Below are 14,710 nucleotides of genomic sequence, written 5' to 3' on the forward strand. Positions count from 1 at the left end.
TTCATTTAAACGTTAGATGTAAGACTCCGTCGCAAAATATCTAATTTTCCTTCGAACTTGATGGATATTCTTTAAATAAGTAATATCGATTAATTTCATAATCAAACATTAATCGTGGTAATTGTTTCATGAACTCGAGTTTGTCTTTATTACATCCTTACCCTTTCGAAAAGTTAACTCAACTTTTTAAGGATGTGCAACCTGCAGATTTACCACTTATTCCATTATCGATTGGTGAACCAAAGCACCCTGCGCCTGAGTTTGTTAAACAAGCGATTATTGAGAATTTTCAACATCTTTCCACCTACCCCAACAGTAAAGGCTTACCTGAACTGAGACTCAGTATTGCCCATTGGTTAACACGTCGTTTTAAACTCAATACCATAAGTGCGGAAGATCATATTCTCCCTGTTACAGGTACACGTGAAGGAATTTTCTCTTTTGTACAGGCTTTGATTAATCGTGATGATGCGCCTTATGTGGTCATGCCAAATCCTTTTTATCAAATATATGAAGGAGCAACGCTTTTAGCAGGTGCTCAACCGTATTTTATTAATTGCACTGAAGAAAATCAGTATCTTGGCGATTTTGACTCAGTTCCTGCTGAGGTTTGGGAAAAAACAGCATTATTATTTGTTTGTACGCCGGGGAATCCTACAGGTGCGGTACTTTCAAAAGAACAATTAAAAAAGCTAATTGCACTTTCAGACCAGTATAATTTTGTTATTGCTTCTGATGAATGCTATTCAGAATTATGGTTTGATGAGGCACCTATAGGCTTACTGGAGGTCTGTGCTGAATTAGGACGTGATGATTATAAAAACTGTATCGTTTTTCATTCTCTATCAAAACGTTCTAATCTACCTGGTATGCGCTCTGGTTTTGTTGCAGGTGATGCAGCATTACTCAAACCTTATTTAAAATTCCGTACTTATCATGGCGCGGCAATGCCAGTTCAACATCAATTGGCTTCAATTGCTGCATGGGATGATGAAACACACGTTGAAGAAAATCGTAAGTTATACCGTGCCAAATTTGATTTATTTCAAAATGAATTAGGTGGTTTATTGCCTTTACAAAAGCCTGATGCAGGTTTTTATTATTGGTTAAAAGTAGATCACGATGAAAACTTTGCAAAATTGTTACTGGAGAAAGCCAATATTAAGGTTTTACCGGGACGCTATTTATCACGTGATACTGAACAAGGTAATCCGGGTGAAGGTCATGTGCGTATGGCTCTGGTTGCAGATATTGCGCAATGCGAAGAAGTTGTTAAACGCTTAAAAGCGATTTTATAGTGCTTATTTTGATTGTCTAATTCTGAAAATAGGTTGACACTCATTTTCAATAAAACGCTCGATGTACCTCATTGGGCGTTTTCTATTTAAATCACTTGTTTATCACCAAGCAGTAACGCATATACCAACTAAACGTCCACCCCATAATAATAAAATGAATATGTACTCACATACTTTTTATTAGACCGTTTGACTGCCTTCATCGACACATACTTAATTATTTCAATGCTATTCAATAACTTGCTATTTTTTAAAACTAAACCTCATCATTTATACTGTAAATTAATGTCCCTGCTAAAACGGTTTCCAACGCACAAAATAATAGTGGCACTTGTGTTTGCGGCTTTTCAATCAAGAAAGAAATCACTCGCCCCGATGCCATACCGACTAAACTCGTTGCAATTGTCAATTTTATACCTTTTTCGATTTGTGGGTAATGCTGACTAGCCATCAATAGACCGGCGACTGTAACACCAAAACCACCATAAACTGCTCGGACTTCATTCCGCATATCCGCATCAATATATTTTAGCCCAAAAGTGTTTACAATCATTGTAGGCTTAACTAAAGCCACAACACCCATACCTGCAAAGAAACTGGCATTTAACAAACAGAATTTCTTTTTCATAGGAAGAATATCCTTTTTATAAATTAGAGTATTTACTCTAATTTAATGTTTAGATAATTTTTTGTCAATTTTTTTAAAAGCATATCGTTACCATAGCAGCACAACAATCTTTTCTGATTGGGTAAAACCTACATTTGTATAATTTTTTTTTGTTATCAATTGCGCTTTCACCATTCGTTTAAATCTTCGTCTATACTTAGCCATCAATTTAAATTGACTATGGAAAGATGGCTTCTCAAACTCCCAAGAAAATAAAGAAAAAGGTTTGGTTCATTTTGGCAATCGCGATTGTATTGCTGCTTGTTGGATTACTTCTGTGGAAAACAGGTTCTTCAAACAAAACAGCTGCATCAGAAAAACCAAAGAATACAGAAACAACAGAACAAAAAGCTGCACTGACAGTAACCGTCATACAACCAGAACAACAAAACTGGAAGCAAAATTTTACTGCAAATGGCAATATTGCTGCATGGCAAGAAGTCGTCATTGGAAGTGAACTTTCAGGACAGAGAATTAGCAAAGTCTATGTCAATGTCGGGGATCAAGTTAAACGTGGTCAAGTTTTAGCTGAAATTAACAGTGAAAGTATTCGCGCAGATCTCGCTACAGCTAAAGCCAATTATGCAGAAGCTCAAGCTGTACTTGCAGATGCCAGTGCGAACAATAAACGCTTTCAGCAGTTGAAGAATACTGGTGCAATTTCAGCTCAAGAAGTCACTCAATATCAGACCTCACAAAATACTGCACATGCTCGCTTAGATGCTGCCAAGGCCCAAATTGATAGCAATCAGTTACGACTGACTCAGACTCGAGTCATTGCACCTGATCATGGTGTGATTTCTGCTCGTACTGCGACTGTCGGTTCATTGGCGCAAACAGGACAAGAAATGTTCCGTTTAATTCGTGATGATCGTCTGGAATGGCGAGCAGAAGTTACGTCAACAGATTTATATAAACTCAAACAAGGCATGACTGCTCAAATCATTTCACCAGATCCATCACAACCGACCGTCACAGGTACTGTACGTATGATCGCCCCGGTGATTGATCCGCAAACGCGTTATGGATTGGTTTATGTTGATCTTCCGACTACAGATGCAGTTCGTATGGGGATGTTTGTCAAAGGTTCCTTTGATTTGGGTGAAAAGCCTGCTTGGACGCTCCCGCAAACGGCGTTACTGTTACGTGATGGTTTTTCTTATATTTTTATTGTGAATAAAGACAATCGTGTTACACAACAAAAAGTAACGGTTGGACGACGTTTAAATGATCGTATAGAAATTCTGGATTTGCCAAGCAACAGTACAAACAATAATACAAACATCAACGTTGTTGCATCTGGTGTCGGTTTCCTAACAGATGGTGATCTCATCACAATTGGTCAAAATATTCCAGATACGCCACTCAGCAAGCAACTTGTGAATACTCAGGAGAAATAAGATGAATTTCTCCGCTTGGTCAATCCGAAATCCAATTCCGGGTATTCTACTTTTTATCATGTTGGGGCTTGCTGGTTTATTATGCTTCCATTGGATGAAAATACAGCAATTCCCTGATATTGAATTGCCCATGGTCACCGTAACCGCAGCTTTACCGGGTGCTGCTCCACCACAACTTGAAACTGAAGTTGCCCGTAAAATTGAAAATTCAATTGCGACTTTACAAGGTTTAAGAAATCAATACACCAATATTCAAGATGGCGTGGTAACCATTACTGCCGAATTTCAGCTTGAAAAACCATTACAAGAAGCTGTTGATGATGTGCGAAATGCAGTATCACAAGTTCGCTCAGACCTGCCTGCTGACTTACGAGACCCGATTGTCAGTAAGATCAATCTTTCAGGTTCTCCTATTTTAACCTACACCATTCAATCCCCTCGTATGGATGAAGAAGCGCTGTCTTGGTTTGTAGATTACGATATTTCACGTGCCATGCTGCAAGTCAAAGGTGTCGGTGCAGTTGCACGGGTTGGTGGCGTAACGCGTCAAGTTGAAGTCGAATTAGACCCTGAAAAACTATTGGCTTTAAATGCAACAGCCACCGATATCTCGCGTCAATTACGTCTAGTTCAACAAGATGCTTCTGGTGGTCAAACTAAAATTGGGGGCAGTGAACAATCTATTCGTACCATTGCAACGGTAAAAACAGCCGCAGAAATTGGGGCAATGGATATTGCACTCAGTGATGGTCGACACATTCGCCTAGATCAAGTTGCAAATATTCGTGATGGTATCGCTGAACGTCGTTCTGCTGCTTTATTGAATGGCGTGCCTGTCATTGGCTTTGAAATTACACGGAGTAAAGGTGCAAGTGAAGTTGATGTTGAAAAAGGTGTCACTGTTGCTTTAGAAAAGCTCAAAGACAGCCACCCTGACATTAAAATTGATGAGGCCTTTAACTTTGTCAATCCTGTGGTCGATAATTATAAAGGCTCGATGTCTTTATTGTATGAAGGTGCCCTTTTAGCCATTTTGGTGGTTTGGCTATTTTTACGTGATTGGCGTGCAACATTGATTGCAGCGACGGCACTGCCATTATCAATATTACCTGCTTTGATCGGTATGTATTACTTAGGTTTTACCCTCAATACAGTGACATTACTAGCATTGTCACTGGTTGTCGGGATCTTGGTCGATGATGCCATCGTTGAGATTGAAAATATTATACGGCACTTACGCATGGGTAAAACACCCTATGCTGCCGCCATGGAAGCTGCTGATGAAATTGGTCTAGCCGTAATTGCAACAACCTTTACATTGATTGCTGTATTTCTACCGACTGCATTTATGAGTGGTATTGCTGGCAAATTCTTTGTGCAATTTGGTTGGACTGCTGCTTTGGCCATTTTTGCTTCATTATTGGTCGCACGATTACTGACGCCAATGATGTCAGCCTACATTCTCAAACCATGGATTAAAAAAGAACAACTTTCTGAAAATGATCAGATTTTAACTGAGCAAAGTACAGCCCCCTCTCAAGATGCAGGTGCAATAGCATTGGCACATGACCGTGCCCATGATGGTCGAGTGATGAGCACTTATATGCGAATGGTCACGTGGTGTTTAAACCATCGCTGGATCACCATTTTAAGTGCAATTGCATTTTTTATTGGCTCTGTGATGTTGATTCCATTGCTACCAACAGGTTTTGTTCCACCACCTGATACTGGACAAACTCAAGTCAGAGTTGAACTCACTCCCGGTTCACAGTTTGCAGATACTTTAAAAGCAGCAGAATATGCACGCGTGTTAATTAAAGATCATCCTGAAATTAAGAGTGTGTATACTACCATTGGAGGTGGTTCTGCTGGTACAGATCCATTTGCAGGCGGTGCTTCTAGTGAACCTAGAAAAGCCACTTTGACCATTCAAACTACAGATCGCTCAGACCGCTCACTCAGTTTACAAGAAATTGAGAATGAAATAAGACAGCGCTTAGCACCCCTTCCGGGCGCTAGAATCCAAGTTGGAATTGCGGGAAATAATAGCCAATATCAAATTGCACTTTCAGGTGATGACCCTGATGCATTGGTTGCGACTGCTCGGCAACTTGAACGTGAAATTCGCACAATTCCAAATATTGGCAGTATTACTTCAAGTGCTGCATTAATCCGCCCTGAACTGGTGATTCGCCCAGACTTCGCGAAAGCGGCAGATTTAGGGGTCACCACTTATGATATTGCTGAAACATTACGTATCGCTACAGCTGGTGATTTTGATCAGAACTTAGCCAAGCTTAACTTGTCTCAACGTCAAATTCCTGTCGTGATTAAGCTTCCCTTGTCTGCACGTCAGGATCAAGATTTAATCAAACGCTTGATGGTGAAAGGCAGTCAAGGTCCTGTGATGCTAGGCACAATTGCTCAAGTAAATATTGAAAGTGGCCCGTCTCAAATTGACCGTTTTAACCGTTTACGTAATATTAATTTTAATATTGAATTAAATGATCAACCACTTGGAGATATTGCAGCTAAAGTCGATCAATTGCCGACCATGCAAAAATTACCACCAACTGTGAAACGAACCAATATTGGTGATGCTGAAGTGATGCAAGAACTTTTTGCAAGTTTTGGTTTAGCGATGTTGACCGGTGTACTATGTATTTACGTGGTTCTAGTCTTATTATTTAAGGACTTTTTACAACCCATTACCATTCTTGTTGCCCTACCTTTAGCTTTGGGCGGTGCATTTGTACTGTTACTTTTGGCAAAAAGTAGTTTTTCGATGCCAAGTTTGATTGGCTTGATTATGCTGATGGGAATCGCCAGTAAAAATTCTATCCTATTGGTGGATTACGCCATTATTGCAAGAAATGAAAAAGCTTACTCGCGTATGAATGCCCTGCTGGATGCTTGTCATAAACGTGCTCGCCCGATCATTATGACGACATTGGCAATGGGTGCGGGAATGTTACCGATTGCTTTAGGTATTGGAACAGATCCTAGCTTTAGAGCACCAATGGCTATTTCTGTGATTGGTGGTTTGATTACCAGTACATTCTTGTCGTTGTTGGTGATCCCTGTGGTCTATACATTTATTGATGACATTAACCAAAAGATTCATCACTTAAGAAAACCTAAATCTGATTTACAAGCTTCAGCCCATGAGTCTTAGTCTTTGTGAATAATGGCTTAGGTTAGAAACGCTCAATCACAATACCAGTCAATCCATTGGCTGGTATTTTTTAAATTTCACATAAAAAATAACTATAAATTTACCGTATTAAATCTTGCTATTTTCAATTCTAATGTTTGCTTTTTAACAGTCTCCTTTAGCGCATATAAGCTTCATCATCTCGTTAATTTTACCTTTTATAAAAAATAATCAATTGATTTATATAATCTAATGAAAGAATTTTTAATAAATTAATATTGATAATTATTATCATTATCAATTGCATTTATATTTTTACCTCGTTACAATGCGCAACAATCTCTCCACAATCCACTCGTAATTTAAGTTGCGTATTAACATGAATAAACAATTAATATTTAAAACATTGTCTATCTCAGTAATCACTGCGATGTCCCTTTCTACCCATGCAAATGAGACAACTGAGGATGCTGTGCAGTTGCAGACCATCGTTGTAACAGCAAGCAGCCAAGCTGTAGATATTAAAAAAGCACCTGCAAGCATTAGTGTGATTACAAGTGAAGATATAGAGAAACAACCTGTAGGTAGTCTTGCAGAATTGTTGAGTAAAGTTCCCGGTGTAACAGGTGGAATCAGCCCCTCTGGTGATGGTTCTAAAATTAAACTTCGTGGTTTACCAGACAATTACACGCTTATTTTAGTCGATGGTAAGCGTATGGGTTCTTCAAGAGATACCAACTATCGTCCAGATTTAGGTCGTCAAGATTTAAATTGGATTACACCTGATATGATTGAGCGAATCGAAGTTGTTCGTGGCCCTATGTCCTCTTTGTATGGTTCTGATGCAATGGGTGGTGTTATTAATATTATTACCAAGAAAATTCCGGATGCTTGGGGAAGTCATGTCACTTTAAACTACACTCAACCAACCACTTCTTCTGATTTAGGTTCTTCTTTTCAAACAGGTTTAATGGCTGCTGGTCCTTTAACAAACAGTCTTGGTTTACGTCTCACTGCAGGCATAACTGAGCGTGAAGCAGATAAAAAATATGAGGCAGGTAAAGGTACAACAGGCGCTCAAGACCAAAATTATAATGCAATGCTGCATTATCAACCGAGTGATCAACACGCATTTAGTTTAGAGCTTGGTCATAGCCTACAAAAAAATGAAAAGGGTTCAAGAATCAATGCAACAACAGGTGCAGAACAAACAACAAGTTGGGGCGCCAATGAACTTGAACATAACTCGTATAGTTTATCCCATGAGGGTAAATGGGCAATTGGTACATCTAAGCTCAATGCCTATTACAACGATTATGACTCAAGTGTCTCCGACTCTACGACTAAATCGAATGAAATGATTGTTGAAGGTAATTTAACCATACCTTTTAAATCTATATTTGAACAGGTTGTAACGGTGGGCGGACAATGGAAAAAACAAGAATTGACCAATACCGATACGATTGGAACTTTGCCTAATGGAAGCTGGAATGGCATCAGTTATACCGATCCTAAAGTTGATAATAAAAACTGGGCAATATTTATTGAAGACAATATTTCGCTCTTAGACAATCTAACGTTAACTTTGGGCAATCGCTTGGACCATGACGATAAATATGGTACCAAGAATAGTCCACGTGGTTATTTGGTTTATAACCCGACAGATGATTTGGTCATTAAAGGTGGTGTTGCAAAAGGTTTCCGTGCACCTACAGTCAAAGAATCATCTCCTGGTGCAGCAACTCAGTCTGGCGGAAATGGTTGTAATGGCTTAAAAGGTCAGACTTGGTATGATGAAAATGGTAAACCACATATCTATACCAGTGGTGGTTGTTATATGACTGGTAACCCAGACCTCCAACCTGAAGAAAGTACCAACTATGAAATTGGAGTCAATTATAGCGGTTTCGGTAGTGACTTAGGTTTAACGCTATTCCATACAGATTTCAAAAATAAGATTGCTTATTCTCCTTTAGGTTATTATCACGGGACATGGTTTACTCGTAATGAGAATATTCAAAATGCAGTGACCCGTGGTCTTGAAATGGTTGCAAACTTCCCTGTTCTAGACAATCTAAAATGGAATAATAATGCAACATATTTCTTGAAAGCCAAAAACGAAGATACAGGCGCTGTTTTAATCAATACGCCGAAATTAACCGTGAATTCAGCATTGAATTGGCAAGCTATAGATTCATTAAATATTGAATTAGCTGCCCAATACTTAAGTAAGCAGTATTTAACAGAGACGACAAAAGTATCTACCATGCAAAAAGCGCATACCATTGTCAATTTATCGAGTAACTATCAAGTAAATGATAAATTAACGGTTCGTGGCGGTTTTACAAACCTATTCGACAAGAAATTGTCAAATGGTGGGGATGCCTATCTTGTTGAACGTCAGAAAATATTTGTTGGTGCAACGATTAAGTTCTAAAGCTTTTATCACATATATTATGATTGAGTATCCATTTAATCATGCCATTCAAGTAATTAGTTGAATGGCATCAAAACTAAAAAAATAAATTTTAGATAAATACATTTAAAAGCCATGAATTAAAAATGATTTTCTAATTAGAAACAAATAACACGATTGAAAAAGTTAAAAAGCAGACTCCTGAAAGGCAATATAAATATTTAATATATCGTTTCAGCCAAAGCATATAGGATTCCAAGCTTAATAACTTAACAATACCTAAGTTCCAAAACAGCACAACCGCAACCATCCACACACTCACAGATAAATTCTGTACTAAATTATATTGGGGATAAATCAATATCACTAATGTGCAATAAAACATAATATTTTTTGGATTTAGCAAACTTGAACCCAAACCAAGCAATAAACTTTTCCAATGTGCAGTCTCGACTGCACAAGTAACAGACTGACTCAAATAATCGTCTGAAATACTTTTAAACCGTGTCGCATAAAAACATTGAAGTGCCAAATAGGCTAAATATAAAGCTCCCGCATACTTTATATACAGCAAAATTCTCATATCAATTTTACCCAATAAAAATAAGCTTAAATAAATACTTAATAATATTATAGCATTACCACATGCAATGCCGATGCAAACCAACTTTGCAGCATTCGTCCGTTTTTGCATCAATGTTTTCAGAATGAGGAAAAAATCGACCCCAGGTGTGAGTAATGCTATAAAATGGGTCATCACTATTGTTAAAAATAATGTCATAAACATTCCCTCTACGTTGGGAATAATTTAGATAATCTTTGTTTTAAATTATTGTATAAAATTGCGTGAGCTAATTATTTTTGAATATTTCTTGGGTGTTACACCTGTAAATTGTTTAAAAACGCGATGGAAGTGACTTTGATCAACAAACTCCAACTCATACGCTAATTGAGCGATATTATAATTATTTTTCAGTAACTTTCGCGCATAATTTATTTTCTTATTGAGCTGATATGTATGCGGTGTTAATCCAAAATAATGTTTAAATAAACGAATTAAGGTATATCTACTCATATTCATTTTTGCAGACAAAGTCTGTAATGATAAGTTTTCAATATCTTCTTCAATACATTCAATGAATTTAAGTAAAAATTGCTGATAATAGCCTGAATGATCTATTTTCTCCAAGTCAAAACTGGGTAATAAAATACTGATTAAAATTTCAATTAAATATTGTTCTTTCTCAATGATAGAAATTTTTGGATTAAATAACATCGTATTTAAATTGGTAAATGCATTATAAAGCAATGAATTATTGATAATAATGGGTTTTAATTGCGGTATTGACGTATTAAGCAAGGGGCTAACTATTTGATGATCAATAATAATGTCTTGTTTTAACTCCTGTAAAAGCTGAGTTAACCATTCTGCATCAAGATGCATCATTTGGTAGCTCCAAGCTTTGTTTGGTAATGGATTGCAACTATGCTCTACATGTGCAGGGATCACAACAAGACTACCCGCTTCTATTTTTTGATCTTTTGCAAAAAAGCTAGAAAAGTGACTTATTCCACAATCAACTGCACCAATAGAAAACGTCGAATGACTGTGCGATTTATAACAAATTCGACTTTGGCATGCCCTACGTGTTTCGACATAGGGCATTTCCAAATCATTCCAAAATTCAACAATGGAATCCAAATCAATTATCCAGCTAAAGCATTTTCAATATCTTTTTCAATATCTTCTGGCTTCGTTGTAGGTGCATAACGATTAATCACTTCACCTTTTTTATTAATCAAAAACTTAGTGAAATTCCACTTAATTCCATTACCTAATATTCCTTTACTGTTATTGGTTAGGTAGCGGAAAATCGCATGTGCCTCAGGGCCTTTTACATCAACTTTGGCAAACATTGGGAATTTAACCCCATAATTACGTTGGCAATATTCTCCAATTTGCTCATTTGAACCTGGATCTTGCCCGCCAAATTGGTTACAAGGAAAGCCAAGCACTTCAAAGCCTTGGGTATTATATTTTTCATGAAGCTTTTCTAAGCCTGCAAATTGGGGGGTAAATCCACATTTACTTGCAGTATTTACGATCAATAAAACTTTTCCATCATAATCAGAAAAAGATTTATTTTCACCCTCTAACAATTCAGCTTCAAATTGGTAAATATTGGTCATGGATAGGTTTCCTCATCGCCTTTTTCTTCTGTTTTTAAGTCTAAAGAAGCTGAATTTACGCAATAACGTAAACCCGTAGGTTGCGGGCCATCTTCAAAAACATGCCCTAAATGTGCGTCACAATGATGGCAAATAATTTCCGTTCTTTGCATACCATGTGATGTATCGTCTTGTTCTTCTACAACCGCAGAATTAACAGGTTTATAAAAACTCGGCCAACCACAACCGCTGTCATATTTATTTTCTGAGGAAAATAATTCTGTACCACAACATCGGCAAACATAAGTTCCTTGTTGCTTGGTGTTCCAATATTTACCAGTAAAAGCAGGTTCAGTCCCCTTTTGTCGAGTGATCTTAAACTCTTCTGGTGTTAACTCTCTTTGCCATTCTCGGTCTGTTTTATTAAGCTTTCCCATGACTACTTCCCTTTCTATCTTGCTATTTAAAATAGGATAATTCCATATTTACGTGATTCATCTTAAAATTTCTAGTCTTTCGTTAACAATTTACAAAAGATTAATAATTCTCATAAAAGCAAAAAGTAAGCAAATATACAAAAATTGGTAAGCATTTTTATTCATCCGATGCTTTTTTGTGAGCAAGTTTAATGTTACTCTTATTGGCATTCTTGCTTAGGATTAAAAAATGTCGCAAAAAAAGAGCGTTATTTTTAAACATCTACTGCCTGTGATTAAACAATATCAACAGGTAGGATATACGCATGAAAAAATTGTTGCTTTACTCAGAGATGAACATGATCTCGATCTTGTAACAACTGAAACATTTAAAAGTTATTTATACCGTTATGCAAAAGTGACCTCCACTCTTTCCGAGAACATCAAAATGCCGAACACTCTCCAAACCCCACGCGAAATAAAAAAATCGTCTAAGCTCGAGCATGTTTGCTACGACATTCGTGGTCCTGTGTTACGAGCAGCCAACGAGATGGAAGAAGCGGGTCATAAAATTATTAAATTAAATATTGGGAACCCTGCCCCGTTTGGTTTTGAAGCGCCTCAAGAGATTATTAATGATGTGGCTTTAAATTTACCCAATGCTGTAGGCTATACAGATTCTAAGGGAATTTTCCCTGCACGTAAGGCAATTTGCCAGTACTATCAACAAAAAGGCATTTTAGATATGCACGTCAATGACGTGTATATCGGCAATGGTGTTTCTGAACTGATTGTGATGGCAATGCAAGGTTTATTGGACGATGGCGATGAAATGCTGGTTCCAATGCCTGATTATCCACTATGGACTGCCGCAGTAAATCTTTCAGGTGGTACAGCTATTCACTATAAATGTGATGAAGAAAACTTCTGGTATCCCGATATTGCTGACATGGAAAGTAAAATCACACCCAATACTCGCGGTGTTGTGATTATCAATCCAAATAACCCAACAGGTTCTGTTTATCCACGCCATGTCCTTGAACAGATTGTTGCTTTGGCAAAAAAATATGATTTAATTTTATTTGCTGATGAAATTTACGACAAAATTATCTATGACGGTATTGAGCATGTTTCTGTAGCGGCTTTAGCTGGCGATCAACTCTGTGTTTCTTTCAATGGCTTATCTAAAGCATACCGAATTGCAGGTTATCGCTCAGGCTGGATGGCAATTACTGGTGATAAATCACGTGCTGTGGATTATATCGAAGGTTTAGACATGCTGGCTTCAATGCGCTTGTGTGCTAACCATCAAGCCCAGTATGCGATTCAAACAGCGCTCGGTGGTTATCAGTCTATCAATGATTTAATTCGTCCGGGTGGTCGTCTATATGAACAACGTAATATCGCTTGGGAAATGTTGAATGATATTCCTGGCGTTTCATGTGTAAAACCTGAGGGAGCGATGTATTGTTTCCCAAAACTTGATCCTGAAATTTATCCAATTGAAGATGATGAAAAATTTATGTTGGATTTTTTAAAGGCAGAAAAAGTCCTTCTTGTTCAAGGAACTGGTTTTAACTGGCCGACACCTGATCATTTCCGTGTGGTGTTCTTGCCTGCTGAAAATGAATTACGAGAAGCAATGAACCGCTTAAGTCGATTCTTGGCAAAAATTCGTTAATGGCTTAATCCGCTTTAAAGTGAAAAATACATAAAAATAGAGAAAGGCATTCAATTGGTTGGATGTCTTTTTTTATGCAGAATAACGTATAAATTATGGGAAAATAATATTATTCTTAGCCCACGCAAATTACAGCTCATTGATATAAGTATTTTAAATTGAGCGCTTTTTATTTTATAACTTTAGAAAATAACTTGGCCATAAAGCTATAAACCATTCACATCTTCAGGTATTTTAAAATAATCAATGCCTTTAAATACAAACGCTGCTTATAAAACACGCAATTTAAAATCACGAAAACTACTACATTATAAATTTGAATGATTAATAAAAAAATTACATTTTCAAATCAGTATAGGCAATTAAATACACTTTATATTAAGTTAAAAGTGGAACAAAAATTGCTTAAAAACAGCAATAGATTTCTTTTAAGGATGATTTATGAAAAAAACATTTACGGCTCTCGCCCTTTCTATCGGTTTAATCTTACCCATTTCATCATTTGCTAAGAGCAATGTTGTGGTAGTTGCTACAGGCGGTACGATTGCAGGTGCTGGTGCAAGCTCAACCAATAGTGCAACCTATACTGCGGCAAAAGTTCCAGTAGATGCACTACTCAATGCTGTGCCTCAAATTCAAAATCTTGCAAATGTAACAGGTGTACAAGCCTTACAAGTTGCATCTGAAAGTATTACAGATAAAGAATTACTGACGATTGCCCGAAAGGTCAATGAACTGGTTAAAAAGCCTGATGTAAACGGTGTGGTGATTACTCACGGTACAGATACCTTAGAAGAAACGGCTTATTTTTTAAGCTTGACTGTGCATACTGATAAGCCGATTGTTGTGGTCGGTTCAATGCGTCCACCTTCAGCACTTTCTGCTGATGGCCCTTTGAATTTGTACAGTGCAGTTGCACTAGCTGCTGCTGATAGTGCAAAAGGCAAAGGGGTGTTTGTGCTGATGAATGATGACATTTTCGCAGCACGAGATGTAAGCAAAACCATCAATATTCATACGGATGCGTTTGCAAGCCAATGGGGTGCTTTAGGAACATTAGTTGAAGGTAAGCCATACTGGTTTAGAAATGTTGCTAAACGTTTTAATAATAACTCTGAGTTTAATATTGAAAATATTCAGGGTGATGCACTACCTTTAGTTCAAATTGTGTATGGCTCGGGCAATATGCTGCCAGATGCATATACAGCTTATGCAAAAGCTGGTGCTAAAGCGATTATTCATGCTGGAACAGGTAATGGTTCTGTTGCCAATTATATCGTACCAACACTGAACGAATTACAACAGCAAGGTGTTCAAATCATTCGCTCTTCACGTGTCCCACAAGGTTTTGTATTGCGTAATGCAGAACAACCTGATGACAAATATGGTTGGGTGGTTGCACATGATTTAAATCCACAAAAAGCTAAACTTTTAGCCGCTTTAGCACTGACCAAAACCAAAGATGCCAAAGAAATTCAGCGTATTTTCTGGGATTACTAAGCCCTGATT

At 37.4% G+C, this 14,710-nt stretch carries 11 protein-coding genes; 6 read left to right on the forward strand and 5 right to left on the reverse strand.

The genetic code is table 11. The annotated features are described in order from the left end of the window. Nucleotides 1-128: 128 nt before the first annotated feature. The gene (gene dapC, locus ACY45D_RS10765) at nucleotides 129-1,298 is read left to right on the forward strand and encodes a succinyldiaminopimelate transaminase (protein WP_463106747.1); all 1,170 of its coding nucleotides are present in this window, start codon (nucleotides 129-131) and stop codon (nucleotides 1,296-1,298) included. A 256-nt stretch (nucleotides 1,299-1,554) separates the two neighbouring features. Here dapC and ACY45D_RS10770 read toward each other — a convergent pair whose 3' ends face one another. Continuing rightward, nucleotides 1,555-1,926, reverse strand: a complete 372-nt coding sequence (locus tag ACY45D_RS10770) for a DUF4345 domain-containing protein (RefSeq protein WP_463106748.1) — start codon at nucleotides 1,924-1,926, stop codon at nucleotides 1,555-1,557. 227 nt (nucleotides 1,927-2,153) lie between these two features. Between ACY45D_RS10770 and ACY45D_RS10775 the strand changes: the two genes are divergently transcribed. The 3 genes from ACY45D_RS10775 (at nucleotide 2,154) to ACY45D_RS10785 (ending at nucleotide 8,956) form a co-directional block, all read left to right on the forward strand. Continuing rightward, the gene (locus ACY45D_RS10775; RefSeq protein ID WP_463106749.1) at nucleotides 2,154-3,365 is read left to right on the forward strand and encodes an efflux RND transporter periplasmic adaptor subunit; all 1,212 of its coding nucleotides are present in this window, start codon (nucleotides 2,154-2,156) and stop codon (nucleotides 3,363-3,365) included. A 1-nt stretch (nucleotide 3,366) separates the two neighbouring features. Further along, on the forward strand, nucleotides 3,367-6,540 hold the full coding sequence (locus tag ACY45D_RS10780; RefSeq protein WP_463106750.1) for an efflux RND transporter permease subunit: 3,174 nt from the start codon (nucleotides 3,367-3,369) through the stop codon (nucleotides 6,538-6,540). Nucleotides 6,541-6,898: 358 nt separating this feature from the next. Further along, on the forward strand, nucleotides 6,899-8,956 hold the full coding sequence (locus ACY45D_RS10785; protein ID WP_463106751.1) for a TonB-dependent receptor domain-containing protein: 2,058 nt from the start codon (nucleotides 6,899-6,901) through the stop codon (nucleotides 8,954-8,956). Between the two features lie 133 nt (nucleotides 8,957-9,089). Here ACY45D_RS10785 and ACY45D_RS10790 read toward each other — a convergent pair whose 3' ends face one another. From ACY45D_RS10790 to msrB, 4 genes are read right to left on the reverse strand one after another with little or no spacing between them, the layout of a single operon-like run. Then, nucleotides 9,090-9,716: a LysE family translocator gene (locus ACY45D_RS10790; protein WP_463106752.1), complete on the reverse strand. Its 627-nt coding sequence runs from the start codon at nucleotides 9,714-9,716 to the stop codon at nucleotides 9,090-9,092. A 48-nt stretch (nucleotides 9,717-9,764) separates the two neighbouring features. After that, nucleotides 9,765-10,643 (reverse strand): helix-turn-helix domain-containing protein, encoded by an 879-nt coding sequence (locus ACY45D_RS10795; RefSeq protein WP_463109477.1) that lies wholly within the window; start codon nucleotides 10,641-10,643, stop codon nucleotides 9,765-9,767. Then, nucleotides 10,643-11,125 (reverse strand): glutathione peroxidase, encoded by a 483-nt coding sequence (locus ACY45D_RS10800; protein WP_463106753.1) that lies wholly within the window; start codon nucleotides 11,123-11,125, stop codon nucleotides 10,643-10,645. Before ACY45D_RS10800 ends, ACY45D_RS10795 begins: the two co-directional genes overlap by 1 nt. Further along, on the reverse strand, nucleotides 11,122-11,541 hold the full coding sequence (gene msrB / locus ACY45D_RS10805) for a peptide-methionine (R)-S-oxide reductase MsrB (protein WP_463106754.1): 420 nt from the start codon (nucleotides 11,539-11,541) through the stop codon (nucleotides 11,122-11,124). The genes ACY45D_RS10800 and msrB overlap by 4 nt, the downstream gene beginning before the upstream one ends. A 229-nt stretch (nucleotides 11,542-11,770) precedes the next feature. Here msrB and ACY45D_RS10810 point away from each other — a divergent pair, with 229 nt between their 5' ends. Both ACY45D_RS10810 and ACY45D_RS10815 read left to right on the forward strand, forming a co-directional pair. Further along, entirely contained in the window at nucleotides 11,771-13,201 is a 1,431-nt protein-coding gene (locus ACY45D_RS10810) for a pyridoxal phosphate-dependent aminotransferase (RefSeq protein ID WP_463106755.1), read from the forward strand. Nucleotides 13,202-13,642: 441 nt separating this feature from the next. Next, entirely contained in the window at nucleotides 13,643-14,701 is a 1,059-nt protein-coding gene (locus tag ACY45D_RS10815) for a type II asparaginase (RefSeq protein ID WP_463106756.1), read from the forward strand. Nucleotides 14,702-14,710: the final 9 nt, after the last annotated feature.

Source organism: Acinetobacter sp. BZX-2 (assembly GCF_055179795.1).

Excerpts from the sequence above, each read along its gene's own strand:
- dapC (WP_463106747.1), top strand. The coding sequence starts at position 129 with ATGAACTCGAGTTTGTCTTTATTACATCCTTACCCTTTCGAAAAGTTA.
- ACY45D_RS10770 (WP_463106748.1), bottom strand. The coding sequence starts at position 1,926 with ATGAAAAAGAAATTCTGTTTGTTAAATGCCAGTTTCTTTGCAGGTATG.
- ACY45D_RS10775 (WP_463106749.1), top strand. The coding sequence starts at position 2,154 with ATGGCTTCTCAAACTCCCAAGAAAATAAAGAAAAAGGTTTGGTTCATT.
- ACY45D_RS10780 (WP_463106750.1), top strand. The coding sequence starts at position 3,367 with ATGAATTTCTCCGCTTGGTCAATCCGAAATCCAATTCCGGGTATTCTA.
- ACY45D_RS10785 (WP_463106751.1), top strand. The coding sequence starts at position 6,899 with ATGAATAAACAATTAATATTTAAAACATTGTCTATCTCAGTAATCACT.
- ACY45D_RS10790 (WP_463106752.1), bottom strand. The coding sequence starts at position 9,716 with ATGACATTATTTTTAACAATAGTGATGACCCATTTTATAGCATTACTC.
- ACY45D_RS10800 (WP_463106753.1), bottom strand. The coding sequence starts at position 11,125 with ATGACCAATATTTACCAATTTGAAGCTGAATTGTTAGAGGGTGAAAAT.
- msrB (WP_463106754.1), bottom strand. The coding sequence starts at position 11,541 with ATGGGAAAGCTTAATAAAACAGACCGAGAATGGCAAAGAGAGTTAACA.
- ACY45D_RS10810 (WP_463106755.1), top strand. The coding sequence starts at position 11,771 with ATGTCGCAAAAAAAGAGCGTTATTTTTAAACATCTACTGCCTGTGATT.
- ACY45D_RS10815 (WP_463106756.1), top strand. The coding sequence starts at position 13,643 with ATGAAAAAAACATTTACGGCTCTCGCCCTTTCTATCGGTTTAATCTTA.